Raw genomic sequence first — 26,181 nt, 5'->3', positions numbered from 1 at the left:
TGACTCACTCACTCTGGTTGGATGACGACCTGAGGCCGGCCAGGATTGTGGTCAATAACTGATCGAGCAATTCCCCGACCTCAAGAGCCTGCCCTTGCCAGTAACCAAGGCGCTCGTTAAGTCCCAGCTGCACCAGGCCATGCACACTACCCCACAAGGTACGTGCCATGCGCCGCGCCTCGAGCTCACCGAGTGCTGGCTGATACTCCTTGAGCGTCGCCTCGACACGTGTGAACAATGCCTCGATCATGCTGCTCTGCCGCTGGTCCAGCTCACCTTCTTGCGCCAAGGGATAGTCGAAAAGCAGTTGCCAGCGGAAGGGATCCTCCTGCGCAAACTGCCAATAAGCCGTTGCCAATGCCTTGAGCTGCGGTTCGGGCGTGGCCCCACTCAGACCTTCGACTGCAGCACGCAACCTATCGAGCGTTTCGATGTTGACGTACTGAAGCAGGTTGTTGAAGCTGCCATAAAGCTTGAGCAGCGTACTGGGCGCGCAACCAATCTCGCGCGCCAAGGCACGCAGAGAAAGTGTATGCACAGGATTCTCCCGCAGCCATGCATCACATGCGGCCATCACCTGGGCATGCAATGCCTCGGGCGCGTGCTGTCGGGGACGTGCCATCGTTAACCTCGTTTCGCAAATCGCTTCCATGCGCGCTCGGAAGCGACAATGATCGAACACTGTTTTCGCTCAGCATATCGACACCGCACGTAAACGCAAGTCCCGAACGCGTACCATGACTGCCAATGGCTGCCAACCCAGGGCAGCGATATCCTGGGAAACCGCACAATGACTCACCAGCCAAGAGACCGACCATGGCCGGACGCCTGCATATTGCCGCTTTACCCCTCGACGGTCTGTTGCCGGGGCTCAAGGCTACCCAGCCGTTGATTACCAGCCCCAACCGGGCGCCCCGCACCCCAGTCTCGATCATTCGTCACGAACAGGGAACGCCGTGCCTGGCCACGGCATTCTGGGGACTGACCCCACCCTGGCTCAAGGTCCTGGACCACGCACCGCACTGCGCGCGGGCCGAGTCACTCGACGAACGCGCCATGTTCCGTGATGCCTTTACCGCTCGCCGCTGCCTGCTTCCGGTCAGCGGTGTCTATGTCTGGAAGCCCCAGCCGCGCATGAAGCAGCCTTTCCTGGTGACCCGTGCTGACCGCGGACCGTTGCTGCTGGCCGGCTTGTGGTGCAGATACCACACGACGCTGACCCACTATAACGATTCCACGGCACTGATTACCGTTCCCGTGAATCAACTGCTGGCTCCGCTCACCGATCGGTTTCCCGCCATCATCTCCCCCGAAAACGCAGACCGGTGGCTGTCTCCGGATACGCCCCAGGAACGCGCCCGCGCGCTCCTTTCGCCGGCTCCCTTGGAACTGTTGGGCATTTTTCCTGTATCAAGACGAGTAAACGATCCCTCTTACCAGGACTGGGCCTGCGGTCGCCCGACCGGCAATATGGTCCGCTGGCATAGCGAACAGGAGACATGATGCGACTACCGCGACCCCGCCGTGCCCTCGGGCTGGGCCTGTGCTGGCTTGGCCTGGCGCTTGCAGACCAAGCCATGAGTGACAGCGAAACCACCGCTGCCAACCGTGCCGACGCGCCGATTATCAGCCCCAACGATGATCGAGACTATCGCGCCCTGACGCTGGATAACGGCCTACAGGTGCTACTGGTCAGCGATCCCGATGCCGACAAGGCGGCCGCCTCGATGAATGTCTCGGTGGGCAGCGCCCAGAATCCCGAATCGATTCCCGGCCTAGCGCATTTTCTTGAACATATGCTGTTTCTGGGCACCGAGCGCTATCCCGAGGCGGACAGCTACCAGCAGTACATCAGCCAGCACGGCGGTAGCCACAATGCCTTCACCGCTAGCCAGGACACCAATTACTTCTTTTCCATCGAGCCAGGTGCACTTCCCGGCGCACTCGACCGATTCAGCCAGTTCTTTATCGCTCCACTGTTCAATTCCGAATACGTCGACCGCGAACGCAATGCCGTCCATTCGGAGTATCAGGCCCGCCTGCGCGACGATGCGCGTCGCTTGAACGAGGCCATGGATCAGGCACTCAACCCCGACCACCCGAGCACCAGCTTCTCAGTGGGCAGTCTCGAGACCCTACGAGACGGCGAGAAACCGCTGCGTGACGTCCTGATCGATTTCTACCGGAATCATTACGGCGCCAATGTCATGAACCTGGCAGTGGTAGCGCCACAGCCACTGGAAACGCTGGAGAAATGGGTACGTGAGGACTTCAGTGCCATTCCAGATCGCAACCTGACCCACCCAGAAATTCCCGAAAACCTGCTCACGCCAGACCTCGTCCCGGCAAAGATGCGAGTACAGAGTCTGGAAAATCGACGCCAAGTGCACTTTCTCTTTCCCACCCAAGATCCGATCGAGGACTACCGCCACAAGTCGCTGGATTATCTGGCTGGCCTGTTGGGCCATGAGGGGGAAGGCAGCCTGCTAGCCGCTCTGCGGAAACAGGGCTGGGCCGATGGCCTGTCTGCCGGCAGCATGCGTGGCGACGGTGATGACGCCCTGTTTGCAGTGAGCGTCAGCCTGACCCCCGAGGGAGCCCGGCATCTCGACCGCATCCAGGCCAGCCTGTTCGACATGATCGCGCGCATTCGCCAACAGGGCATCGAGGATTGGCGCTATGAAGAACAAGCGAGCCTCTCGGAGCAGCAGTTCCGCTTCCAGCAGCGCGGCGAGCCTATCCACCTCGCCAGCCGACTGGCCATGAACATGGCTCACTACCCCCTCGAAGACGTGCAATACGGCAGTTACCGCATGGAAGGGCTCGATCCGGGCAAGGTCAGGGAGCTGCTCTCCTCGCTCACACCGGAGTCATTATTGCGCGTCTACAGCGGTCCTGACGTGGAAGGCGAGCAACGCAGCCAGTGGTTCGACGCACCCTATACGCTAACGGCGATCCAGCATTGGCCCCAAGCCGAGCCGCTACCGGATCTGGCCCTTCCCGAGCGCAATCCGTATATCGCGGAGAGCCTCGAACTGCTCGACCTCGAAACCCGCGATCCTGTAGCACTGATTGATGGCGAGCATTACTCACTGTGGTATCGGCCTGATAGCGAGTTTGGCACGCCACGCGTCGAGTGGCGGTTCAGTCTCCAGAACCCCGACGCCTCGAGCAGCGCTCGCGATGCCGCCCTGGCCCGATTGCTAGCCGGCTGGCTGAGCGACAGCCTCAATGAAACCCTGTATCCCGCCCGCCTGGCTGGCCAGGATTTTTCCGCCTATGCCCATGCCCGCGGCATTACGCTGTCCCTGTCGGGTTGGCGTGACCAGCAGGAACTGGTGCTGCGTCGGGCCGTGGAACAATTGCAGAGGGGCGATATTGCCAGCGACGCTTTCGCCCGGGTCAAGATGGGACTGGAAAGAGAATGGCGCAACGCGCCGCAGTCGCCCCTCTACGAACAGATGCAGAGCACGCTGGGGGCCGCATTGATTCGCCCACAGTGGAGCGATGCCGCACTACTTGATGCCATCGCCCCGCTCGGTGTCGAGGACCTGCGTGAATTCCGTACACACTTCCTCAATCGGCTGTACATCGAGAGCATGGCAGTCGGCAACCTGACCCCTGAGCAAGCACGCCGCAAGGGGCTAACGGTGGCCAACGCCCTGGCACCCCGGCTGGAAGATACGGCTATTCCAGAGCTGAAGCCCCTCGATGTGCCGAGCTCGGCACCGGCCCTGCATCCACACTCGACCCGCAACGATGTCGCCGTGTTGCGCTATCTTCAAGGCCCTGACCGCTCATTGGATAGCCAGGCGGCTCTAGCCGTGCTCGGCCAGATGATCGACACCCCGTTCTATGCGCAGCTGCGCACCGAGGAACAGCTGGGCTATATCGTCAGCGCCGGCTATCAGCCACTGCTCGATGCCCCAGGCATCAACTTGCTGATCCAGTCGCCAAGCGCCGATATCGACAAGATACAGTCGCGAATCGATGCCTTCCTGATAACATTCGACGCCCGCATCGCCCAGGTCGATGACGAGACGATCACCCCGTATCGCGACGCCGTGCGCGACCGCTTGCTCCAACGTGACCCGTCGCTCTCCAGCCTGACCAATCGTCTGTGGTACGAGCTGGCGTATGGCCATACCGAGTTCGACCGGCGCGAGCGGTTGGCCGAGCGCGTCTCGCAACTGGATGCCGCCACCCTGCGCCAAGCGTGGCAGTCGCTGCGTGCCGCACCAGCCCAAGTGATCACCTATACCAGCGGAATGTCACCCAGCGATGTCTCAGCGCTAACCAAGGATTATCAGCCCTTGCCCGAGGCACGCTGAGCGCACTGTGAAACGACACCGCCCGCGCCGTTACTGTCGGCACGGGCGGTGTTGACCGGCTGGCCCTACTCCCAACTGCCCCAAGCTTGATTTCAACCAAACGCCTGTGGTGGCATCATGGCCTCGACATGCATGACCAGCTCCTCCAGCACCTGCCGCTCACGATCGCTCAATGGGGCCTGATTCAACCTTTCGATTTCACGGGCAAACGCCTGCAGGGTCAGTACGCCCAGCGTGGCATCATTCATCCGTGACCAACGGTAGGCTTCCCATTGCGCTTGCTCCTCGCTGGTTAACGTGTCCGGATAGTTGCGCGCCCGTAACCGGAACAGCATCTCCTCGAGGCGTGGATCCTGAAACGCAAAGGCCGTTTCTCCCAGCGCGTCGGGCGCCGTATCCAACACCCGCTGCATCTCCTGACGATCCGCCGGCGAGAAGAAGCCACCGCTGTACAGCATCAGGTCAGGGTCCTGCGGCCCCTGGGCCGGCCCTTCGGCAAATACCGCCGCCGCCTTGCGGGCTGCCTCGGGATGCGCGCACAGCGCCTTCCAGTGCTGGCGACAGGCCACCACGTCGAGCCCCAAGCGTTCGACAATGACGCCATATTCACCCTTGTGAGGCCCACTGACATCCTTGAGGAACGTGGCCGGCATGACAACCGGGCTTCGGTTGATATGAATCACTTTGAGCGGAATCCTCGACTCGCCCTCGGCCAGTTCATCCGCGCTGGCAAAGACCCTTGCGCGTATCTCCTCAACGGACAGTTCGAACAGTGGCGCCGGATCCACCGAAAGGTCGTAGACGACGATGCCATTGGAATTGGATGGGTGTTTGGCGAGCGGCATGACCAGCGCACTGCAGCCACGGCTGGCAGGATAGCGCCGTGAGATGTGCAGCATGGGCTTGCGTCCGGGAATGTCGAGCATCGCAGCCACGTCGCGCTTGTTGCGTAGCCCCAGAAGATAATCGAACAGCTTGGCATTTCGAGAGCGCAGCAGTCTTGCCAAGGCGATGGTGGCCCGTACATCGGCCAAGGCATCGTGCGCGCCGGCGTGTTCGATACCGTTGGCAGCGGTCAGCTCCTCGAGGCGAAAGCTCGGCGAACCGTCCTCCCGTTGCGGCCACTCGATGCCCTCCGGACGCAGGGCATGAAAGGTACGCACTACATCGATGAGGTCCCAGCGCGAATTGCCGTTCTGCCATTCCCGGGCATAAGGATCGAAAAAGTTGCGATACAGCAGGTGGCGCGTCACTTCATCATCGAAGCGCAGACTGTTGTAGCCCAGCACACAGGTACCGGGAACGCTCATCTCGGCATTGATTCGCGCCGCGAACTCGACCTCGGGCAGTCCGCGCCGCCGCGCTGTCTGCGGTGTGATACCTGTAATCAGACAGGCTTGAGGATGCGGAAGGAAGTCGTCGGCCGGCTTGCAGTAAAGGGTCAGAGGCTCGCCGATCTCGTTGAAGTCGGCATCGGTGCGAATGGCTGCGAACTGCACAGGCCGATCACGCCGCGGATCGGCCCCGAAGGTTTCGTAGTCGTGCCAGAGAAATGTTCGCTGTGTCGCGCCAAGCTGCGCCATGACCGCTCTCCACACCAATCGAAAGCGACCAGACTAGCACAGCTGGAGCCGACGCTCAGCCGCTACGCGGGAGCGTTACGTTGAGTTCGAGAACGGAACAATCATCCTCACGATCGAGGCTGATATTGATGGCGTCCTGATCGACATTGACGTAGCGACGGATAACTTCCAGCAGTTCGCGCTCGAGCATCGGCATGTAATCGGGCTGATCACGCTGGCTGCGCTGATGAGCCACGATAATCTGCAGACGCTCCTTGGCGACGGACGCTGACTTCTTGCGTTCACGCTTCAGGAATTCGAGTAACTTCACCGACGACCTCCTCCGAATACGCGTGAGAGCAGGCTCTTCTTCTGGTATTCATGAAAGCGCAGCGGGATGTCCTCACCAAGCAGGCGCGAAACGGTGTCGACATACGCCTGGCCGGCATCGCTCTTCTGGTCGTGGGTGACTGGCACGCCCTGGTTCGAGGCCCGCAACACCGCCTCGGATTCAGGGATCAAGCCAATCAGGTGAATCGACAGGATCTCCTGGATGTCCTCCAGATTCAGCATATCGCCATGATTGACCCGCTCCGGATCGTAACGTGTGATCAATAGATGCTCCTTGACCGGATCTTGCCCTTGTTCGGCACGCCGGGTTTTCGACCCCAGCAAACCCAGGATCCGGTCCGAGTCGCGCACCGACGAAACTTCGGGGTTGGTCACAACCACGGCCTCATCAGCATAGTACATGGCCAGTTGAGCGCCGCGCTCGATACCTGCCGGCGAGTCACAAACCACATAGTCGAAATCTTTGGACAGAGCGTCGAGGATCTTCTCGACGCCCTCGGCAGACAAGGCATCCTTGTCGCGAGTCTGGGACGCAGGCAGGATGTGCAGGTTATCCACCCGCTTGTCGCGGATCATGGCCTGGTTGAGCCCCGCCTCGCCCTGGATCACGTTGATGAGGTCGTAGACCACGCGACGTTCGCAGCCCATGATCAGGTCCAGGTTGCGCAGACCCACATCGAAATCGATCACCACTGTTTTCTTGCCGCGCAGTGCCAGCCCGGTGGCGATGGCTGCTGCACTGGTCGTCTTGCCGACCCCGCCCTTGCCGGAGGTCACTACAATAATCTTGGCCAAGGTAAGCTTCCTGTTGCTAGTTTCTGATGATCATTGAGCGTTCGTTCAAACGAGCGGTGCTATGGTCAACTGGTCGTCGTTGAGACGCACCTGAACCGCTTTGCCGAGCAATTGAGGATCGATGTCCTCAAGACGCTTGTAATTCCCGGCCAGGGAAAGCAACTCGGCATGTAATTCATGACAGAATATTCCCGCTTCGCGGTCGCCGTGAATCCCGGCCAGGGCGCGGCCACGCAGCGCCCCATAGACATGGACGTTACCCCCAGCCAGCACCTCGGCGCCAGCATTGACCGAGCCGAGCACGATCAGGTCGCCTTCCGCCGCACTGACCTGCTGGCCGGAACGAACCGTACCGCGATGGATGCGATTGGTAACCGGGGCAGTACCGGCCGGCGCCGGACTCGGCAATGCCTCCTCGGGCAGTGATTGCGATACGCTCTCGAGGTTGCGCACACGCTCTTCCTGGGGCGGAAACCAGCCAAGGCCCAAGGCCCAGGCTGATTGCTTGATGGGATCCGCCCCGCCACGCACGGCAACCGGCAACAGCTTGTGTGAACGGCAGACGGCACAGATCCGCTCCAGCGCCAGGTGAGGTTCGGAGAGCTTTTCCACGCTCAACACCACTGGGGTATGCTGGAAGAAGGCTGGCGACTGGCTGACCTTGCCGGCCAGTTGCTCGCGTATCTGCTCGGGATCTGCACTGGTCAGTTCCATGACCGTCATGGGCAGCATGCCACCCTTGAAAGAAAAGGCCGTACCTGCCCTGTCCACGTTGAGGCTCATTGCCGGTCTCCGCGTCGGTAATGTCACTAAGCTAAGCGAGGGGCTGCCTGGCTGCAACTGATGATACGCCCAGCCCCACCGACTTGTCAGTGTCGCTGGACGCAGACGCCCAGGCTTTTCCCTCGGCGATGCACATGCTTAGATAGCAGGATGCGCCTGTCGGTAGGACACCGGAGCGCGACAACAACCACTCTTTCTTTATTTATATCTTTTCAGGGATGCCTGTTCTCTCATGTCAGGAATTTTTGAACGCTTATTCGGTCCTCGCTGGCAACACCGGGACCCCTCGGTTCGACGCCAGGCCATCGAGCGCCTCGATGCAGGACAGCCCCGTGATCTCCAGCGCCTGGAGAAGCTGGCGAGCGACAGCGACCCCGGCGTACGCCAGGCGGCGCTGGCTCGGCTCGGCGACCCTGCTCGTCTTCTGGCATTGCGCGCCAACCAGGACTCTCCTGAGCTCCGCGCCCACCTGAAGGCAGTGTTGACCGGGCAGGTCGGCAACGTGCCATTGGGCGAGCGCTTGGCCCTGCTCGATCGCATCGACGATCCGGCACTTTTCGCCGAACTGGCAATGCAGGGCGATAATCAGGAGCTACGTCTATCGGCACTGGCTCGCCTGGATGATGAACCCGCCCTGATCCACCAGGCTTGCGAGAATAGCATCGCTGCCGTACGCCATGCCGCGGCCGAGCGGGTCACGTCCGAGGAGGGCCTGACCCAGCTGGCCCGCCAGGCCCGGCGTGACAAGCATGTGACGCGCCTGGCCCGCGATCGGCTCAACCGGTTACGTGAGGATGCCTCCCAGGCCGAGGCGCAGCGCATCGAACGTGAGCGCATCCTGGAGGCCTTGGAACAGCATGCCCAGCACGCCTGGGAACCGCTCTATGCCGGTCGCTATCGACACCTTAAGCGTGAATGGGAGCGCCTTTCCGACCTCCCGACATCCGAGCAGGAGCACCGTTACCAAGAAGCCAGTCTGCGCTGTCGCAAGGTGATCACCGATCATGAAGCACAGCACCAGGCAATCGAGACGGCAGACCAGCAGCGCAACGATGCGGAAGCAGAGCGGCAGGCATTGGTCGAGGCGCTCGAAGAGTCGGTGGCCGGATTACGTCAGGGCGATGCAATTACCCAACAGGACATCGATAGCCTGCTCGCCCACAAGCGCCTGCAGGCCAACCGCTGGCAGACGTTGTCCGAACAACACGTGCCTAGCCAAGCACTGAGTGAGCGCTACACGGCTGTACTGGAAGAACACGAGCGAATCCGCCTGGCTTGGGAACGCCTGGAACAGAAGACCGATGCGCTGCGTGAAGGCATCGAGCAACAGGACAACGACCACCTGCGCCATGTGCTGGATGGCATTGACTGGCCAAGCGACCTTCCGCCGTCGCCACTGCTACGACGCGTGAAAAACCAGCTGACCCAGCGTCTTGCCGAGACTTCCACCCCGCCACAGGCGGAGCGCGTCAGTCAGGATCTGGCCGAGTTGGAGAAACTGCTTGAGCAGGGCGCATTCAAACGGGCCAGCCGTCTCCATCAGAGCCTGCGCCAGCGCTTCGATGCCTTGCCAGCCAATCAGCGCCAATCGATACAGCCGACACTCAAGCGCCTTGGGGCACAGCTGGCCGAACTTCGTGACTGGCGGGGCTTTGTGGCAGGCCCCAAGCGCAACCAACTGTGCTCGGCTATCGAAGAACTGGCCGAGGACACGACACTGCTCGATGCCGAACTGGATCGTCGCCATCGTCAGCTGGTCAAGGACTGGAAGAACCTTGGCGATGCCGCTGCCGAACGAGAGCTTTCCAATCGCTTCCGCGCTGCCTCTGACCGTATTCATGAGCGCCTGGGGCCCTGGCGCCAAGCGCGCGATGAAGAGCGTCAACACAACCTGCAGGCTCGCGAAGGTCTGTGCGAGCAGCTGGAAGCCCTGGTCGACAACCCTGACCCCAGCGCTGACCCCGATGTTCTACGACAGATTCGCGATCGTGCCAGGGAGCAGTGGCGCCGTTTTTCTCCCGTTCCACGCGATCAAGCCGAGCAGGTGGGGCAGCGTTTCGGCCACATCCGTCACGCGCTGCAGACCCTAATCGATCAGCGCGCCCAGGAAATCGCCGCCGCCAAGCGCGCCTTGGTCGAGGAGGCCCGGCAGCTGCAGAACGACACAGGTACGGCCGCCCAGCGCGCCGAACATGCCAAGGGACTGCAGCGACGCTGGCGCGAACTAGGCCGCGCCCCAAAAGGTGAAGAGCAGGCGTTATGGCGTGAATTCCGCAGCCTATGCGACAACATCTTCGCCGCGCGCGAGAGTGAACGAGACGACCGAGCTCAACGCGCCCGAGAACATCTCGACGCCATGCAGGCTTTGATCGAGCGAATCGATGCCTGGCAACCAACCACCAGCCAGGACGCAAACGTGCTGGAACAGGCCATTAACGAGGCCGAAAGCTTCGAACCACTCCCCGCCGGCCGGCGCAGTGAAGGCATGCGCCGGCGTTGGAATGGCATTATTCGCGCGCGCCGAGAACAACTGTTGCGGCTATCGCTTAGCGAAGAAGCTCAACGCTGGCAGCAACTTCGCCCGTTACTGGACCGGCACCTGGAGGCTGACGCCCAGCAACTGGAAGGCCACGAGGCGATGGTGGTCGAGGCCATGCCCGGGCTTGACCGCGATATGCTGGCTGCCCACGAGCAGCGCAATGCTGCACGCAAGGCGCCACTCCCGGCGGAGCAGGTCGCGGAGCAGCTTGGCCGCCTGCGTGTCCATCTCGCCCTGTTGGCCGGGGCACGAGTCGAACGCGCCGACGAGCCGCTCCGCTTGGCCATTCAAGTAGAGCGACTCAACGAATCTCGTGAGCGTGAACTCTCCAAGGCTGGGGAACTGCACGACATCCTGTGCGGTATCCTGGCCACAGGGCCAGTCGCCCCCTCGCTATGGTCCCGTGAGGCGGGTGAGCTCGACAACCATCTCAGCCAACTGGCCCGCCTGCCTTCATCCTAGCCAAATGCAAAAAGAGCGAGGCCGAACGGCTTGCTCTTTTTGGCTTGCAGGGCGACTGTCCGTTTAGCCCATGAACTGCCCACCGTTGATGTCCAGATTGGCCCCCGTGATGTAGCCGGAGTCGCGATGTGCCAGAAACGCCACGGCACGGGCCACTTCTTCTGGGGTGCCATAGCGCTTGACGGGAATCGTCTCGCGAATCGACTCTCGAATCTTCTCGGGAATCTTCATGATCATGTCGGTGGCAATATAGCCAGGCGACAGGGTATTGACGGTAATTCCCTTGGTGGCGGTCTCCAGGGCCAATGACATGGTCAGCCCATGCATACCCGCCTTGGCGGCGGCATAGTTGGCCTGGCCGAACTGGCCCTTACGCCCATTGATCGAGGAAATATTGACGATTCTCCCGTAGCCCTCCCCAAGCATGTCCTCGATCACGCAGCGGCAGGTATTGAACACGCTGTTGAGGTTGGTATCGATGACTTCACGCCACTGTTCGGGACTCATCTTCTTGAGTGTGGTATCCCGGGTGATACCTGCGCAATTGACGAGAACGCTAACGGGTCCGTACTTCTCGCGAATCTCGCGCACGCCGGCCTCGCAATCCTCATAGTCGATCAGGTTGGTGCCGGACAGGACGATGTTCTCGTAACCATCGGCGCGCTGGCCTTCAAGCCAGGCTTTTGCCTTATCGGGATTGTGGTAACCCGCCACGACCAGATAGCCCTCCTTGGCCAGCTCGCGGCAAATGGCCGAACCAATACCGCCGGTACCGCCGGTTACCCACGCCACGGATGCTGTTTGTGTCATATATTCTCCCCCTGAGTCATGACGATTGTTATGGAGAACGAGAGGCGCATTAGCCGTCCGGCCTCCCTCCAACAAAGTATGGTCGAGTTTTACTGGGCTGTGCGAGTATTGAATACTTGACCCAAGGCAAAAAATCCGTAGAATACGCTCCACAGTCTGATGCGGGGTGGAGCAGTCTGGTAGCTCGTCGGGCTCATAACCCGAAGGTCATCGGTTCAAATCCGGTCCCCGCTACCAAATATTGAAAGCCGATCCAATAGGGTCGGCTTTTTCTTTGCCGTTTCCTCAGTATGCACAATATGTCATCGTGCACTTAATGCTGCTGTCGATTCAACGCTGCTACCTGTTTGGCCATCTCCCGAGCGCCCCAGAGCTGGCGACTCGAATCCCAGGCGACCAATGCCAGGGAACTTGAGCGCCGGCACGGCATAATCGATACCGAAGACCAGCCCCAGCAGGTTGATCTCTACGCCTTCATCACGCGCTACCAGAATCCCGACGAGGCCACCCAACGCAATCTGATAGCCGCTCTCGCTGGGCGCCGTCGTGGCCCAGCCATCAATCAGGTAATCCTTGCCGATCGCCGTAGGTGGAAGGTGCACCCGTAAACCGGGTACCTGACGGATTATCCAGGCCGTAAAGGTGTTGCTGTTGGGCCCGGGCCAGATACGGTACTGACCGGCACGCGGGTAGGCAGCGGCCGCCGCTTCGATAGGCAAAATCAGCCGTGCCGCTGCGTCGCCATAATAGCTGGCCAGAAGTTGTGGTGGGTTGCCATACCAGGCCCGATCGGGGCTCCGCTGGCGGGAAACATGCACCGCCCCACGCCAGCGGGTCACTTCGTAGACACGGTAGAACGTGTCGCCTTCAGCCTTGGTGGCAATCCAGGTATGGACGCCGAAAGCGCCTCGCCAATTGAAAGCGCGCGCCGCATACACCTGTACCACGGCTTCGTGGGCTTCTTCGGGAGTTGGGGCCAACCCCGCCACCGAGCGATCCGCGGTCGACCAGTGGCTGTTCAGGTCAATAGTCGGGCCAGCCAGCATGACCAGTGGCCCGCCCAGCATTAAAATTCCGACTAGCCCCAGCACGGCAAGGCTGCGCAGACAGAGGTTCATTAAACCCTTCATGGGTGCCCTCCCCTTGAATCCTTGCTTGTCGGCCCGCATCTGGAGAGATATACCCACTCTCAATAGAGCCAAGCGTTATGCCGATTGTCGATCCCCATACTGGAGCCCCGCTTAGCACGCCCGAGGCTTCGCAACAACCGAGCGCCACGCAGGCCGACCCATCGAGCTACATTGTCGACGTCGACATGTCCAATTTTCAGCAGGTCGTGCTGGAAGGCTCGGTCAAGACCCCCGTACTTCTCGACTGCTGGGCCCCGTGGTGCGAACCCTGCAAGAACCTGATGCCGATACTGGAGAAGCTCGCTCACGAGTATGCCGGTGCGTTCGTTCTCGCCAAACTCAATATCGAGGAGCATCAACAGATTGCAGCACAGCTCGGGATTCGCTCGGTTCCCGACGTCAAACTGATCATGCAGGGTCAATTATACGATCAGTTTCAGGGCGCCCTGCCCGAGCGGCAGATCCGTGAATGGCTGGCCCAGTACATCGAAGCTCCCCAGGATGCGCCAGCCAGCCCCGAAGAGCAGGCCGAGGCCGCGCTCGCTGCTGGCGATGCGGCAACAGCACGCACCATCTATCAACAGCTGAGCCAAGAATACCCCGACCATCACGATTACCAGATCGGGTTGGCTGGTGCGGTGTTGGCTGAGGGCAACCCCGAGGAAGCCCGGGCGATTCTTGACAACCTGCCCCCCGAGCATCGCGACAGTGCCAAGGCACGTGGCGTGCGTGCCCGCATCGAGTTCGGCGAAGAAGCCCCCGACGCCGAAGAGATGGCTACCCTGGAGGGGCGCGACGATAGCGAAGCCCAGTATCGCCGTGCCTTGCGGCAAGTAGCCGACGGACAATACGAAACCGGCCTGGACGCGTTACTGGCGCTGATGAAAAGCGACCGTACCTATGGCGACGATGCGGCACGCAAGACCTTGTTGCGTGTTTTCGATGCTCTTGGCGCCGATCATCCGTTGACAGTCGCCTACCGGCGCAGGCTATTTGCCCTGCTGTACTGATACGACAACGGTGGCAATTTTCGAACGGCGGGCCCAGGCCCGCCGTTCCTCGTCATGCCCCGCGAAGCACCGTATCGAGGCGCTCCAACGCCTGCTGCAACTGGGCCATGGGTGTCCCGAAATTCAGACGTACGAAACCGGGCCAGCCGAAGTCGGCACCATCCGACAAGGCGACTTTGGCACGGTCGAGCAGTACCCGCTGGGGCGACTCGCCCAGTCCCGTTTCTCGCAGGTCCAGCCAGGCCAGGTAGGTGGATTCCGGCTCGCGGTAGGTGACACCCGGCCATTGTGCCACGTGCTCGCCGAGACAACGGCGGTTGTCTCGCAATACCTTGAGCAGCGCCTGGCGCCACGGCTCACCCTCACGGTAGGCCACCTCACCGGCTAACAGGCCAAGCACGTTGATATCCGGCATCAGGCCACGCATGGCCTCCTGCAACCGGCGCCGCAGCTTGCCATCGGGAACCACGGCGCAGGCACAGGTCAGGCCGGCCAGATTGAACGTCTTCGAGGGTGCCCAGAGCGTGATGACCCTTTTGGCCAACTCGGGAAACGCTGCCGCCAAGGGGCGGTGCCGCTCGCCATCTAGTATCAGATCACAGTGCAGCTCATCTGAAACAACGATCAGATCGTGGCGTTCGGCCAACTCGGCGAGAATTGCCAGTTCCTCATGATGCCAGACACGTCCGGTCGGGTTGTGCGGGTGGCACCACAGTAGCAGCCGGGTCTCTGGCGTGATGGCTGCCTCCAGGGCGTCGCGGTCAAGCCGCCAGGTCTCGTCACCGGAGATCGGCTCGGCCAGGTTCGCGGTCTGCGGCAGCCGCCCCGTACGTTCGGCCACCTTGAGGAACGGCGGATAGATGGGCGTGACGGTCAATACCCCCTCGCCCGGCTCGGTCAAGGCCAGACTGGCCAGATGCAATGCCGGTACGACGCCCGGCAGCCACAGTTGCCAGGCAGGGTCAATTGGCCAGTGATAATGTTGCCGGCTCCATTCGCACAGTACATGGCGCAAACTGTCCGGCGTTCTACCATACCCGAACACACCATGCGCGACTCGCTCGCTCAAGGCGTCGACCACGGCCGGCGGTGACACGAAATCCATGTCGGCAACCCACAGTGGCAAGACATCCGCTGCATAGCGCTGCCATTTCTGAGATGGGTACTGGCGGCGGTCGATAGACGTGGCAAAATCGAAACGCATGGTCTCTCCATGTCGAAACTCTGTTATTCCTGAGGAAGAACATGCCTGAAAGCCCCTTTTATGCCAAGGCCATGCGCGGTGGACCTCGTCTGGTTGGACACTGGATGTTCGTCGGCCAGGCCGATCCCGACCGCCTGGCACAAATACTCGCCGATACGGCCCGCCTGGCCAACCTGGGCGAACCCGACGATACGCCCAGCGGAGCGACCCTGGCGGCGTGGAGCAGCGATGCCCAACCGCCGCAGTGGGCCATGCGCAGCGCGCTGTTTCTGCTGGTGCAAATACCGTCCCGGCCGGTACCGCAGGATGAGCTGGAAGCCTGTGCCTGGGCCTACTGCTGGCTGCGCAACCGCAGCTTCGAAACTTTCGAGCAGGCGCGCGAGGCCCTGCCAGATCATCTGCATGAACCCCTGACGCCCGCGCTTGAGCAGGCTTGGGCCGACCAGCAGTCTCAACGTCTGATATAGTCGGGCTAGCCGCCTGGGCATGATCCTATGGCGGGGCCTATCCGTTTCTGCCCTGGAGTCGTTCTTGGACGTTCCCTTTGCCTGGCAGGTCGCCAAGCTGGTGGTCTCGATCGGTGTCGTGCTTGGTCTGGCGGCCATTGCCGAACGCCTGAGTCCGCGCGTTGCCGGTCTGCTGTCCGGTTATCCGCTGGGCACAGCCATTGCTCTGTTTTTCATCGGGCTAGAGATTTCGCCCGGCTTTGCTGCCGACAGCGCCGTTCACACGCTGGCAGGATTCACCGCGACCTTGGCCCTGGGAGGTGGATACCTGCTATGCGGGCGACGTGCAGGCCTGCCAGGTGTCTTGACCGGTACCTTGGGCGGCTTGGCCTGCTGGCTTGCGGCAAGCACCGTATTGGCCACGATCGAGTTCGACCGTCTAGGTGGCACACTGACCACACTGGTGGCCATCGGGATATTTACCTGGCTCTACCGTCAAGTCCCCGACCGTCGCACCGGCACCCGCGGGCGCGCCTCATGGACCAGCGTGCTGTTCCGCGCCCTTTTGGCGGCGGCGATCATCTTTACGATTACCGGCCTGGCACATGTCCTACCCTCAGCCTGGGCAGGGCTGCTGGCAGCATTTCCGGTCACCATGTACCCCTTTCTGGTGATTCTGCATCTAACGCATGGCCCGGCACCGGTCGCCACAGTCATCAAGCACTATCCGGCCGGCCTCGGTTCTCTGCTCTGCTACGCACTATGCGTATCGCTGACATACCCCACGCTGGGATTGACGCTGGGTACGCTGGCAGGCTTTGCCGTGGCCACCGTATGGTTGTTGCTGTGGACGCGGCTGCAGGCCTACTGGCAGCGTTCGCGCCTACCCGCCAACGCTTGACCTAGCGTTTGATCGGGCGGCATTCTGAGGTGCCATTCGACAAGGATTCGCGATGTTCACCCGCACTCTGGAGCCCGCCTTTTACGATACCGACGCCTTGGGCCACATCAACAACACACGCTTGCCGGCTTGGTTCGAACTGGCCCGCAACGATCTGTTTCGCTTGTTCACTCCCGACCTCGACCCGCGCAAGTGGGCGCTAATCATGGCCCGACTCGACGTCGAGTTCCTGGCGGAACTATTCTATGGCGAAAATATCGAGATCCGTACCTGGATCTCGCGACTCGGCAACAGCTCGTTCACAGTGACTCAGGAAGCCTGGCAGAAAGGCCGCCCGGGCGCGCGCGGCAATACCGTGCTGGTGCACTACGATCATGAGAACAAGCGTGCTGCGCCCTTGCCTGATGAGATACGCCATGCCTTGGCAGCACATCTCGTCGAGACGGCTGAGGCCGGCGCATGACACCGGCTGTGCAGGCGCTCAAGCGTGCCAAGGTCACCTTCGAGCTGCACGAATATCCGCATGATCCCGCGAGCGCCGCCTATGGCGAGGAAGCCGCCCGCCTGCTCGGCCTGGCGCCACATACCGTTTTCAAGACACTCCTGGCGAAGATCGACGGAAAGCTCGCGGTCGCCGTCGTGCCGGTCTCGGGTATGCTCGACCTGAAGGCGCTGGCCCGGGCGGCAAATGGCAGAAAGGCCGTCATGGCCGATACCGCTGAGGCCGAACGCGCCACGGGTTATGTAGTAGGTGGCATTAGTCCCTTGGGCCAGAAACAACGCTTGGCGACCTTTATCGACGATAGTGCCGCTGACCTGGCTTGCATACACGTGAGTGCTGGTCGGCGCGGCCTGGAGATCGCTCTCGCTCCGACGGTTCTACAACGGCTCACCCAGGCACGCCTGGCACCACTGGCACGCCGTTGAGCCTTTTATCCTTCCTCGTTGTCAAACATATATCGCCGTCCAGCCGGAGCCGATGCATGGCCATTCGCTACGATCTGTGGATTTCGCCAGACAATATCGAACGTCACCGAGCCGTCGAGGCCGATCTGGAACGTTATTTCATTGCGCGCTTTGCGGACTACCCGCATATCCGCTTGTTCGGCGATGATCCTTACGATTATGATGCCCCGTTCAATCGCCTATACGACGTCCTGATCGCGCGCGCCAATGATTACTGCGAGCGTGAGTGGGGCTATGTGCCCACCCCGATTCAGCTCAATCAGGCATTTTTCCGCGGTGTGGCGCACTCCAACAAATTTCTGCGGGACCCCGGAAACGATGTTGATCCAGACCGACCAGACGCCCACTGACACACAACTGGCGATCATTGCCGAACAGCTTGGCAGAGCCCCGCGCGGCATCCAGGCAGTGACCGCCACCGATGGCCAAGGCATACCTCTGGTGCTGCGCATGGAGTCCATCGTCGACGACAAGCCTTTCCCCACGCTGTACTGGCTGACTTCCGGGCTACTCAAGGTCGAGCTATCGCGCATCGAGGCCAGCGGCGTGATCAAGCAACTCGAGGCTCGCCTGCAGGACGATCCCGAGTTCCTGGCCGCCTACCATCGCAGTCATGAGGACTACGTTGCCCAGCGTTGGCATCACATGAGCGAGGCTCATCGTGATCAGGCCGAACGCCAAGGCTATACCTCGCTGTTCCACGAGCGAGGCATCGGTGGGATCGCCAACTGGGATCAGGTACGCTGCCTTCATACCCAGTATGCCCACCATCTCTGCGGTGATAATGTCATCGGGCAGTGGCTGGATGCCGAATACGGCCTCATCGATTGCCTGCCCTGATCCGTGCCGGTCGATAATACGGGCGCCCTTTGCGGCGCCCGTTTTCGTTGCAGGCAATGCTAAGATCAGCCCTTTCGCAAGGAGAGACCCCATGCCGAGAGTCTGTGTCTACCTGGGATCGCGCGAAGGCAACGATCCCCGCTTTCGTGAATCCGCCGTTGCGCTGGGGCGCGGCCTTGCCGAGCGAGGCCTGGGCCTGGTCTACGGCGGTGCCCGCATCGGCCTGATGGGCGCCGTCGCCGATGCTGCCCTGGAGGCCGGTGGCGAGGTTATCGGCGTCATGCCGCATCACCTCGTCGATCGAGAGATGGCCCACCTTGGCCTGAGCGAACTGATTCGTGTCGACAACATGCACGAACGCAAGGCCAGCATGGCTGCACATGCCGACGCCTTTGTGGCGCTGCCTGGCGGGATCGGTACGCTGGAAGAGCTATTTGAAGTGTGGACTTGGCAGTATCTCGGCTTGCACGACAAGCCGGTGGGCCTGCTCGATGTCGCTGGCTTCTATCAGCCCCTGCTAAGCTTTCTGGACAATGCCGTCGACGCCGGCTTCCTCGCGGCGCGGACGCGAGCCCAGCTCCGGCATGCCCGCACATCCGAGTCTCTGCTAGAGAGCCTCGAAGCCCACCTCAAGCCGGCCTGAGGAAATTCACGGCACAAGGAGATGCCATGTACGCCATCACGTTCGACGAACAATCGCTCCATTGGACGGAACACCCGCCTCTGCCTGCTCCTGGCCCCGATGAGGTGCGCATCAAGGTCGCCTGGGCCGGAATGAACCGGGCCGACCTGATGCAACGTGCGGGGCAGTATCCCCCGCCTCCCGGCGCTTCTGAGATTCTCGGACTGGAGGTCAGCGGCACGATCGTCGAAAAAGGGGCAAGGGTCGATGGGTTCGATGTCGGCCAGCAGGTTTGCGCGCTGCTCGCCGGTGGCGGTTACGCCGAAGACGTCGTCGTGCACCAGGCTCAGGTGCTATCGCTGCCCCAAGGTTATGGGCTGCGCGAGGCAGCGGCGCTACCCGAGGTGTTCGCCACGGCCTGGCTCAATCTATTCATGGAGGGGGCGCTGCGGCAGGGAGAGCGCGTGTTGCTGCATGCCGGGGCAAGTGGTGTGGGAACGACAGCCATCCAGCTCTGTCGTGCCTTCGGGCATCCCTGCTTCGTGACCGTGGGAAGCGACGACAAGTTGGAGAAGTGCCTATCCCTGGGTGCCGATGCCGGCTGGAACCGGCATCAAGGAAGCTTCGTTCAGGCTGTGAAGGACTGGGGCGGCGCCGACATGATCCTCGACCCGGTCGGAGCCAGCTACCTGGCTGACAATCAACAGGTCCTCAACATGGACGGGCGCCTGGTCCTGATCGGCCTGATGGGCGGGCGCACCGCCGAGCTGGATATGGGTCGCATGTTGATGAAACGTCAACGCCTGATAGGCTCGACACTGCGCAGCAAGACGCCACAGGCCAAGGGGGCCATACTTGATGCACTGTTTGCCCATGTCTGGCCACGTCTGGCACGCGGCGAACTTAGTCCGTTGATTGATCGCGAATGGCCAATTCAGGACGCCGAACACGCCATGGCTTATCTGGAAAGCAATGCCAGTATCGGCAAGGTTTTACTATCGGTAAGCGGCGAGGGATAGCCGACCGGATGAGGCTAGCGGCACGTTGCCGAGTCGAGAGTCCGCAGGTAGGTCAACTGCAGCAACCGGGCATCTTCACCGGCCCGGTGGCGACGGATTCCACGCTCTTCGATCAAGGCTTCCTTGGTGCGCTTCCAGAGAGCAAGCTGCGTGTCGCTGAGCAGCCGGCGCAGGGCCTCAAGGCGAAAACGCGGCAGCATTCCGGCATGATGAAACAGTAATGAAAGCCATGTGTTGTCGTAGCCCCAGCTGTCACTGTAGGCGATCCCGGCCTCGCTGAGTTCGTCGTTGAGCCAGCGAGCCACTTCGATGATGGGGTACCCCTCGCGCTGCAAACGCCCTCGTGAGATCCCGTGCAGCAATTCGGCCTTGGGGTCCCAGTGAGTCCATTCCGCGATCGGCTGAATCAGAAAGGCGCAGGTAGTGCCATCGCTTCTCGCCAAGCCAACCTCTATGGGATAGCTGCCCCGGCCAAAACCGGACGCTTCGATATCGAGCAGGATGGGCAGCGTCACATCACATTCCTATCTGGTTCGGGCTAGACGATTCGGCTGTAGACCCTGCTTATGAAAACATGAAATCCGGGCTAATGCCCGGATTTGCCTGGCGTCGGATTAAACGCAGCCACAGGGCCTGACACGGCGCTCAGTGCATCTGTGGATCGCGTACCTCGGTGTTATAGTTCGGCTGCTCGGCGAGTGCCTGCCAGTGCGCGGCACGGTGCGTATCGACAATCAGGTCGAGCTCGCCCAGCTGGTAGGCCTGGGCCAGGCGTTTGGCTGCTAGACGATGGCCAGCCTCTCCGGCACGCGCGTACCAAGTCACGGCATGATCGTGGCGTCGCGGATACTGAGCGCAGCCATGCTCATAGATCAGCGCAGCCTGGTATTGGGCCTCAGCATCACCACTCTGAGCCGCCTGCAATACATAGCGGGCACCACGCGCCTTATCCTGCGGCGTAATCCCACGATGGAACAGCATGTTGCCATACACCGAAAGCGCCGCTGTGTGCCCGGCTTCGGCACAGCGATGAAAGAGATGCATGGTCAGACGCTGAGTACGCGGCGAGCGCGGCAGCCAGCGAGTCTGGAACAACTGCTCAGCCAGTCGATACTCAAGCCGGGTAAACAGGGAAGATGCCTGCGGCATGGCTAAGAACCTTCAATCCAGTTTGCCTAGGGTGACAACGTCGAATATAGCCCCTATCCAGAGCCATTCCACGTTCCATCTCCTTACTGCCAATTATCCGGACTCTGCCGGATCAACGGTGGGCAAGCATACGCCCCCCGCAAGCCCGACTCAACCCTCGTTTGCCGCTTTCTCCAGCCCCCGCTACCATGCCTGTTTCCCTAACATAGTTGGAGCCTGCAGGATGCAGAAACGACCACTTGGCCGGACGGGGATCGATGTCACTCGACTCTGCCTGGGGACCATGACATACGGTGAACAAAACACCGAAGCCGAGGCTCACGAGCAGCTCGATCGCGCCGTCGATTTCGGCATCAATTTTATCGACACCGCCGAGATGTATCCGGTCCCGCCCAAGGGCGAGACTCAAGGGCGTACCGAGGCCTATATCGGCACTTGGCTCAAGGCACGTGGCAAGCGTGACGACCTAGTGATTGCCACCAAGGCGGCCGGACCGGGTATGGAACATATCCGCGGCGGACCGCGTCTGACCCGCGAACATCTCCATCAGGCGATCGATGCCAGTCTCGAGCGTCTGCAGACCGATTACATCGACCTTTATCAATTGCACTGGCCGGACCGCAGCACCAACTTCTTCGGCAAGCTTGGTTATGAGCCTGACCCGGAAGAGGCTGCCACGCCCCTGACCGAGACATTATCGGCTCTCAAAGAGCTGGTCGACGCCGGCAAGGTACGCGCCATCGGTTTGTCCAACGAGACACCCTGGGGCGTCATGCACAGCCTGCACCTCGCCGACACGATCGGCGTGCCGCGCGTCGCCAGCGTACAGAACCCCTATAACCTGCTTAATCGCAGCTTCGAGGTCGGCCTGGCTGAAATCGCTCATCGCGAGCAAGTTGGCCTGCTCGCCTATTCCCCCTTGGCCTTTGGGGTACTGTCTGGCAAGTATCTCGATGGCGCTCAGCCACCCAAGGGTCGTCTAACCCTGTACGAACGCTTCAAGCGCTATACCTCGGACGTGGCCAATGAAGCCACCCGCGCCTATGTCGATATCGCGCGCCGGCACGAGCTTGATCCAGCGCAGATGGCGTTGGCGTTCGTCAACTCGCGCCCGTTCCTGACCAGCAATATCATTGGCGCCACCACCATGGAGCAATTGGAAAGTAACCTGGCCAGCGAGAACTTGTCGCTCGACCAGACCGTACTCGAGGAAATCGACGCGGTGCATCGCCGACTTTCCAATCCCAGTCCTTGAACTATGAGCGTGATAGCGGGGGCTGCATCGGCCCTCGCTACGCCGCTTGGTATACTCTTGCCTGCCATGACACAAGACGCAGGAGCCCTCTTACATGCTGAGCGTGATCTCCCCGGCCAAGACGCTGGATTTCGAAACGCCTCCGACCACTCGAACCCACACCCAGCCCGACTACCTGGAACAGAGCCAGGCGCTCATAGACATCCTGCGCGATTACTCACCGCAGCGGATTGCCGAACTGATGGGCATCAGCGATAAGCTGGCCGGCCTCAATGCCGCACGTTTTGCCGAATGGGCCCCGCCTTTCGACCTCGAGAACGCCAAACAGGCCATTCAGGCTTTTCAGGGTGATGTTTATGTAGGGCTGAATGCCGCCTCCTTCAGTGAACAGGACAATGCCTTCGCCCAGGACCACCTGCGTATCCTTTCCGGCCTGTATGGCCTGCTGCGCCCACTCGATCTGATCCAGCCCTACCGGCTGGAGATGGGGACTCGTCTGCCCAATAATGCCGGCAAGGATCTTTACGCTTTCTGGAAAGCGCAGCTTACCCAGGACCTGGACACTGCCATCGCCAAAAGCGGCACGCCCGTTCTGGTCAACCTCGCCTCGAACGAGTATTACAAGGCCATCGACGCCAAACGCCTGTCGGCTCGGGTCATTACTCCGGTCTTCAAGGATGCCAAGAACGGCCAATACAAGATCATCAGCTTCTATGCCAAGAAGGCTCGCGGCCTGATGAGTGCATGGATGATTCAACAGCGGGTCGATGCCCCGGAAGGTCTCAAGGACTTCGATGTCGACGGCTATCGTTTCAACCCCACGCTCTCCCAGGGTGATACCTGGATATTTACCCGCGAGGAACAAAGTCCCGCTTGAGATGTCTTATCGTGCAGGAATAGGGACAGGGACGAAGGCTGGGGGTTAAACTGCTCCCAGCCTTTTCATTACCCTTCGGGAGACAACACCACATGCGAAACCTGTTTGTCATGCTATTGGTCGGTCTGCTCGGCTTCGGCCTCGCTGTCGACCACGCCGAGGCCAAGCGAATGGGCGGCGGCAAGAGCTTCGGCACCTACTCGCGCTCAGCGAACAGCACAGACGCTGCGCCTAACCGCACGGCCACTGCAACGCCTTCTCGCCAGCCATCCAAAGGTCTGTCACGCTTTGCCGGGCCCTTCGCAGGCCTTCTAGCCGGCGGTCTACTGGCTTCGCTGTTCTTCGGCGGCGCCTTCGATGAGCTGCGCCTAGTGGATATGCTGCTAATTGCAGGCGCCATCTGGCTGGCCTTCCGTCTGTTCCGCAAGCGTCGCCAGCCTGCACCGGCCGGTGGTCCCCAGGCTCACGACCACCAACCGCAGACCCGTACCGACAACTCGACACAGGCCTTCACGGCAAGCAGCCTCGGCGGCGGTGCCGCAGCGTCTCCTGCCTGGTTCGATAAGGAGCGTTTCTTGGGCGGGGCCAAGGAGCACTTCATGACCCTGCAGCGCGCCTGGGACAACAATGACCTCAGCAGTATTCAGGAATACGTGACGCCTGAGCTTTACAATCTGCTGCGCGAAGAACGCGCCAACCAGCCAGCGAATAACCGCACCGAAGTCCTGCGCGTGTTCGCAGAACTAGGCGATGTTCGTGAGGTCGGCCGCCAGGCTGAAGCCACGGTGCTATTCCACGGCCTCATAGATGAAAATGGCGAGCAGAATGAGTTCAACGAGACTTGGCACTTGGTGCGTGATCTGCGTGATGGTGCGCCGTGGTACGTTCAAGGTATCGAGCAGAACACGGCTTCCTGAGCTCATTTCAAACGTCGTAGCAATACAATAAAATAAAGAGCCGGGCCCAAGGGCCCGGCTCTTTTCGTGCCAGCAGTAGGGTTCTCATGCTCGGCGGCAAGCCGCATGAAACCTGCGCACTGTCTGCCATTTCCTCGCCGGACCCGCTACAATCGCGCCCTTTTCCCACCCGTTCACACTCATCGCTGACGCCGCCAGGCATCAGTCGATGCATTGGAGCCCGCATTGATCGCCACCGCCAACATCACCATGCAGTTCGGGGCCAAACCCCTGTTCGAAAATGTTTCCGTCAAATTTGGCAACGGCCACCGTTACGGCCTTATCGGTGCCAACGGCTGTGGCAAATCGACCTTTATGAAGATCCTCGGCGGTGATCTCGAGCCCTCAAGCGGCCAGGTGATGATCGAACAGAACCTGCGCCTCGGCAAGCTGCGCCAGGATCAGTTCGCATTCGAGAACGAGCGCGTCATTGACACCGTGATCATGGGGCACGCCGATTTGTGGCGCGTCGCCGCCGAGCGCGAGCGAATCTACGCTCAGGCAGAGATAAGCGAGGAGGACGGCATGGCGGTGGCCGAGTTGGAGACCCAGTTCGCCGAACTTGATGGTTACACCGCCGAGTCGCGCGCCGGCGAGCTGCTGCTCGGGCTGGGTATTCCTCTCGAGCAGCATACCGGCCCCATGAGCGCTGTCTCCCCCGGCTGGAAGCTGCGTGTACTGCTCGCCCAGGCGCTGTTCAGTGACCCTGACGTGCTGCTGCTCGACGAGCCGACCAACCACCTGGACATCAATACCATCCGCTGGCTGGAAGAGGTGCTCAAGGCGCGCAGCTCAACGATGATCATTATCTCTCACGACCGTCATTTCCTGAACAGCGTCTGCACCCACATGGCGGACCTCGACTACGGGGAGCTCAAGCTGTTCCCCGGCAACTACGACGAGTATATGATCGCCGCCACCCAGGCCCGTGAGCGTCTGCAGGCCGACAACGCCAAGAAGAAGGCTGAGATCGCCGAGCTTCAGACCTTCGTCAGCCGCTTCTCGGCCAACGCCTCCAAGGCCAAGCAGGCTACCTCGCGACAGCGCAAGATCGACAAGATCCAGCTCGAGGAGGTCAAGCCGTCTAGCCGTGTCAGCCCCTTCATCCGTTTCGAGCAGAACAAAAAGATCCACCGCCATGCGCTGACTGTCGACAATATTACCAAGGCGTATGGCGACAACGTGCTGTTTGCGCGCTTCGGCATGCAGATCGAGGCCGGCGAGCGCGTCGCCATCATCGGTCCCAACGGGATCGGCAAGACTACCCTGCTCAACTGCCTGGTCGGTACCATGCTCCCCGATGGCGGCGAGGTGAAATGGACCGACAGCGCCGAGGTCGGTTACTTCGCCCAGGATCATGCCGCCGACTTTGCAGGTGGGGAGACGCTGTTCGAGTGGATGAGCCAGTGGACGACAAATGGGGAGCAGGCCATCCGCGCTGCGCTCGGGCGCATGCTGTTCTCACACGATGACATCGGTAAGTCGGTAAAAGTGATTTCCGGCGGCGAGCAGGGCCGTATGCTGTTCGGCAAGTTGACGCTGCAGAAGCCCAACGTTCTGGTGATGGACGAGCCCACCAATCACCTCGACATGGAGTCTATCGAGGCGCTCAACCTGGCGCTGGATAACTATCCTGGCACCTTGATCTTTGTCAGCCATGATCGTGAGTTCGTTGGCTCACTAGCTACACGCATCATTGAGATGAAGCCTGACGGTATCGTCGACTTCAGTGGGAGCTATGACGACTATCTGAGAAGCCAAGGAATTCACGGGTAACGTCGATTCGCAGATCTTCATCAATGGCCAAGCCGTGCTGAGCACGGCTTGGCTTTATCACGCTGGACTGTTGCAGCGCCTGTACGTGTCTGTTTTTCCCGCCCCAACGAAAAAACCCCAGCCGGCTGGCTGGGGTTTTCGAAAAGATGCCTGACGATGACCTACTCTCGCATGGGGAGGCCCCACACTACCATCGGCGCTGAGCGGTTTCACTGCTGAGTTCGGCATGGGGTCAGGTGGGACCCGCTCGCTATGGTCGTCAGGCGTAACTGTGGCATGCTGCGCGTGGCGCAGCACCCGGAAACGGTGCACTTTACAACGTGATCAAGCTGACTGGCGATACGACTCGCGTATCCGTATGTCGTGGCGACCACTACCCGGGCCTCTCAAGGCCCCT

26 protein-coding genes, 1 tRNA gene and 1 rRNA gene are annotated in these 26,181 nt (G+C 60.9%); 17 read left to right on the top strand and 11 right to left on the bottom strand.

The window, feature by feature from the left end; genetic code table 11:
- Positions 1-4 precede the first annotated feature (4 nt).
- Positions 5-622, bottom strand: coding sequence for a TetR/AcrR family transcriptional regulator (locus F568_RS0114835; protein ID WP_019019535.1), 618 nt, complete (start codon positions 620-622; stop codon positions 5-7).
- Between the two features lie 194 nt (positions 623-816).
- On the opposite strand from F568_RS0114835, the gene F568_RS0114830 reads away from it, so the two are divergent.
- Both F568_RS0114830 and F568_RS0114825 read left to right on the top strand, forming a co-directional pair.
- Complete coding sequence (locus tag F568_RS0114830) at positions 817-1,503, top strand: SOS response-associated peptidase (RefSeq protein ID WP_019019534.1); 687 nt, start codon at positions 817-819, stop codon at positions 1,501-1,503.
- Positions 1,503-4,331: an insulinase family protein gene (locus tag F568_RS0114825; protein ID WP_019019533.1), complete on the top strand. Its 2,829-nt coding sequence runs from the start codon at positions 1,503-1,505 to the stop codon at positions 4,329-4,331. The genes F568_RS0114830 and F568_RS0114825 overlap by 1 nt, the downstream gene beginning before the upstream one ends.
- Positions 4,332-4,423: 92 nt before the next feature.
- On the opposite strand, the gene sbcB is transcribed toward F568_RS0114825, so the two are convergent.
- Genes sbcB through minC form a run of 4 tightly spaced genes read right to left on the bottom strand, consistent with a single transcriptional unit; the run spans position 4,424 to position 7,822 of the window.
- Complete coding sequence (gene sbcB / locus F568_RS0114820) at positions 4,424-5,914, bottom strand: exodeoxyribonuclease I (protein WP_019019532.1); 1,491 nt, start codon at positions 5,912-5,914, stop codon at positions 4,424-4,426.
- A gap of 55 nt (positions 5,915-5,969) precedes the next feature.
- Positions 5,970-6,224 carry a cell division topological specificity factor MinE gene (gene minE, locus F568_RS0114815; protein ID WP_019019531.1) on the bottom strand — a complete coding sequence of 85 codons (255 nt, stop codon included), beginning with the start codon at positions 6,222-6,224 and terminating at the stop codon, positions 5,970-5,972.
- Complete coding sequence (gene minD, locus F568_RS0114810) at positions 6,221-7,039, bottom strand: septum site-determining protein MinD (protein WP_019019530.1); 819 nt, start codon at positions 7,037-7,039, stop codon at positions 6,221-6,223. The genes minE and minD overlap by 4 nt, the downstream gene beginning before the upstream one ends.
- Positions 7,040-7,084: 45 nt before the next feature.
- Positions 7,085-7,822, bottom strand: coding sequence for a septum site-determining protein MinC (gene minC, locus F568_RS0114805; RefSeq protein ID WP_019019529.1), 738 nt, complete (start codon positions 7,820-7,822; stop codon positions 7,085-7,087).
- Positions 7,823-8,054: 232 nt separating this feature from the next.
- Here minC and F568_RS0114800 point away from each other — a divergent pair, with 232 nt between their 5' ends.
- Positions 8,055-10,823, top strand: coding sequence for a DUF349 domain-containing protein (locus F568_RS0114800; protein WP_019019528.1), 2,769 nt, complete (start codon positions 8,055-8,057; stop codon positions 10,821-10,823).
- A 63-nt stretch (positions 10,824-10,886) separates the two neighbouring features.
- Here F568_RS0114800 and phbB read toward each other — a convergent pair whose 3' ends face one another.
- The gene (gene phbB, locus F568_RS0114795) at positions 10,887-11,633 is read right to left on the bottom strand and encodes an acetoacetyl-CoA reductase (protein WP_019019527.1); all 747 of its coding nucleotides are present in this window, start codon (positions 11,631-11,633) and stop codon (positions 10,887-10,889) included.
- 160 nt (positions 11,634-11,793) lie between these two features.
- Between phbB and F568_RS0114790 the strand changes: the two genes are divergently transcribed.
- Positions 11,794-11,870: transfer RNA gene (locus F568_RS0114790), tRNA-Met, on the top strand.
- A 65-nt stretch (positions 11,871-11,935) separates the two neighbouring features.
- Here F568_RS0114790 and F568_RS22970 read toward each other — a convergent pair.
- Complete coding sequence (locus F568_RS22970) at positions 11,936-12,751, bottom strand: DUF3750 domain-containing protein (protein ID WP_019019526.1); 816 nt, start codon at positions 12,749-12,751, stop codon at positions 11,936-11,938.
- 197 nt (positions 12,752-12,948) lie between these two features.
- Here F568_RS22970 and F568_RS0114780 point away from each other — a divergent pair, with 197 nt between their 5' ends.
- The gene (locus F568_RS0114780; RefSeq protein ID WP_371827862.1) at positions 12,949-13,773 is read left to right on the top strand and encodes a tetratricopeptide repeat protein; all 825 of its coding nucleotides are present in this window, start codon (positions 12,949-12,951) and stop codon (positions 13,771-13,773) included.
- Positions 13,774-13,825: 52 nt separating this feature from the next.
- On the opposite strand, the gene F568_RS0114775 is transcribed toward F568_RS0114780, so the two are convergent.
- Positions 13,826-14,977 carry a MalY/PatB family protein gene (locus F568_RS0114775; protein ID WP_019019524.1) on the bottom strand — a complete coding sequence of 384 codons (1,152 nt, stop codon included), beginning with the start codon at positions 14,975-14,977 and terminating at the stop codon, positions 13,826-13,828.
- A gap of 41 nt (positions 14,978-15,018) precedes the next feature.
- Here F568_RS0114775 and F568_RS0114770 point away from each other — a divergent pair, with 41 nt between their 5' ends.
- From F568_RS0114770 to F568_RS0114735, 8 genes are all read left to right on the top strand, one after another.
- On the top strand, positions 15,019-15,444 hold the full coding sequence (locus F568_RS0114770) for a hypothetical protein (protein ID WP_019019523.1): 426 nt from the start codon (positions 15,019-15,021) through the stop codon (positions 15,442-15,444).
- A gap of 64 nt (positions 15,445-15,508) precedes the next feature.
- Entirely contained in the window at positions 15,509-16,324 is an 816-nt protein-coding gene (locus F568_RS0114765; protein ID WP_019019522.1) for a hypothetical protein, read from the top strand.
- Positions 16,325-16,376: 52 nt separating this feature from the next.
- Positions 16,377-16,787, top strand: a complete 411-nt coding sequence (locus tag F568_RS0114760; protein ID WP_019019521.1) for an acyl-CoA thioesterase — start codon at positions 16,377-16,379, stop codon at positions 16,785-16,787.
- Positions 16,784-17,251 carry a Cys-tRNA(Pro) deacylase gene (ybaK, locus tag F568_RS0114755; RefSeq protein ID WP_019019520.1) on the top strand — a complete coding sequence of 156 codons (468 nt, stop codon included), beginning with the start codon at positions 16,784-16,786 and terminating at the stop codon, positions 17,249-17,251. The genes F568_RS0114760 and ybaK overlap by 4 nt, the downstream gene beginning before the upstream one ends.
- 56 nt (positions 17,252-17,307) lie before the next feature.
- Positions 17,308-17,640 (top strand): hypothetical protein, encoded by a 333-nt coding sequence (locus F568_RS0114750; protein ID WP_019019519.1) that lies wholly within the window; start codon positions 17,308-17,310, stop codon positions 17,638-17,640.
- The gene (locus tag F568_RS0114745) at positions 17,609-18,130 is read left to right on the top strand and encodes a DUF501 domain-containing protein (protein WP_019019518.1); all 522 of its coding nucleotides are present in this window, start codon (positions 17,609-17,611) and stop codon (positions 18,128-18,130) included. The genes F568_RS0114750 and F568_RS0114745 overlap by 32 nt, the downstream gene beginning before the upstream one ends.
- A 91-nt stretch (positions 18,131-18,221) precedes the next feature.
- Complete coding sequence (locus F568_RS0114740; protein ID WP_019019517.1) at positions 18,222-18,773, top strand: LOG family protein; 552 nt, start codon at positions 18,222-18,224, stop codon at positions 18,771-18,773.
- A gap of 26 nt (positions 18,774-18,799) precedes the next feature.
- Positions 18,800-19,771: an NAD(P)H-quinone oxidoreductase gene (locus F568_RS0114735; protein ID WP_019019516.1), complete on the top strand. Its 972-nt coding sequence runs from the start codon at positions 18,800-18,802 to the stop codon at positions 19,769-19,771.
- Between the two features lie 14 nt (positions 19,772-19,785).
- On the opposite strand, the gene F568_RS0114730 is transcribed toward F568_RS0114735, so the two are convergent.
- Together F568_RS0114730 and F568_RS0114725 are read right to left on the bottom strand one after the other, a co-directional pair.
- Positions 19,786-20,286 carry a 3'-5' exonuclease family protein gene (locus tag F568_RS0114730; RefSeq protein ID WP_019019515.1) on the bottom strand — a complete coding sequence of 167 codons (501 nt, stop codon included), beginning with the start codon at positions 20,284-20,286 and terminating at the stop codon, positions 19,786-19,788.
- Between the two features lie 130 nt (positions 20,287-20,416).
- Positions 20,417-20,920: a tetratricopeptide repeat protein gene (locus tag F568_RS0114725; protein ID WP_019019514.1), complete on the bottom strand. Its 504-nt coding sequence runs from the start codon at positions 20,918-20,920 to the stop codon at positions 20,417-20,419.
- Positions 20,921-21,143: 223 nt separating this feature from the next.
- On the opposite strand from F568_RS0114725, the gene F568_RS0114720 reads away from it, so the two are divergent.
- From F568_RS0114720 to F568_RS0114705, 4 genes are all read left to right on the top strand, one after another.
- Positions 21,144-22,175, top strand: a complete 1,032-nt coding sequence (locus F568_RS0114720; protein ID WP_019019513.1) for an NADP(H)-dependent aldo-keto reductase — start codon at positions 21,144-21,146, stop codon at positions 22,173-22,175.
- A 94-nt stretch (positions 22,176-22,269) separates the two neighbouring features.
- On the top strand, positions 22,270-23,052 hold the full coding sequence (yaaA, locus tag F568_RS0114715) for a peroxide stress protein YaaA (protein ID WP_019019512.1): 783 nt from the start codon (positions 22,270-22,272) through the stop codon (positions 23,050-23,052).
- A 92-nt stretch (positions 23,053-23,144) separates the two neighbouring features.
- Positions 23,145-23,969, top strand: a complete 825-nt coding sequence (locus tag F568_RS0114710; protein ID WP_019019511.1) for a Tim44 domain-containing protein — start codon at positions 23,145-23,147, stop codon at positions 23,967-23,969.
- Between the two features lie 225 nt (positions 23,970-24,194).
- Complete coding sequence (locus F568_RS0114705; protein WP_019019510.1) at positions 24,195-25,784, top strand: ABC-F family ATPase; 1,590 nt, start codon at positions 24,195-24,197, stop codon at positions 25,782-25,784.
- Positions 25,785-25,932: 148 nt separating this feature from the next.
- Here the strand turns inward: F568_RS0114705 and rrf are convergent.
- Positions 25,933-26,048: ribosomal RNA gene (rrf, locus tag F568_RS0114700) — 5S ribosomal RNA — on the bottom strand.
- Between the last annotated feature and the right edge of the window lie 133 nt (positions 26,049-26,181).

It is taken from the genome of Modicisalibacter luteus DSM 23508, from assembly GCF_000378505.1.
Classification (GTDB): domain Bacteria; phylum Pseudomonadota; class Gammaproteobacteria; order Pseudomonadales; family Halomonadaceae; genus Modicisalibacter; species Modicisalibacter luteus.
The sequence above is the reverse complement of the archived record's forward strand: the minus strand, read 5'-3'. Positions and strand labels throughout refer to the sequence as shown.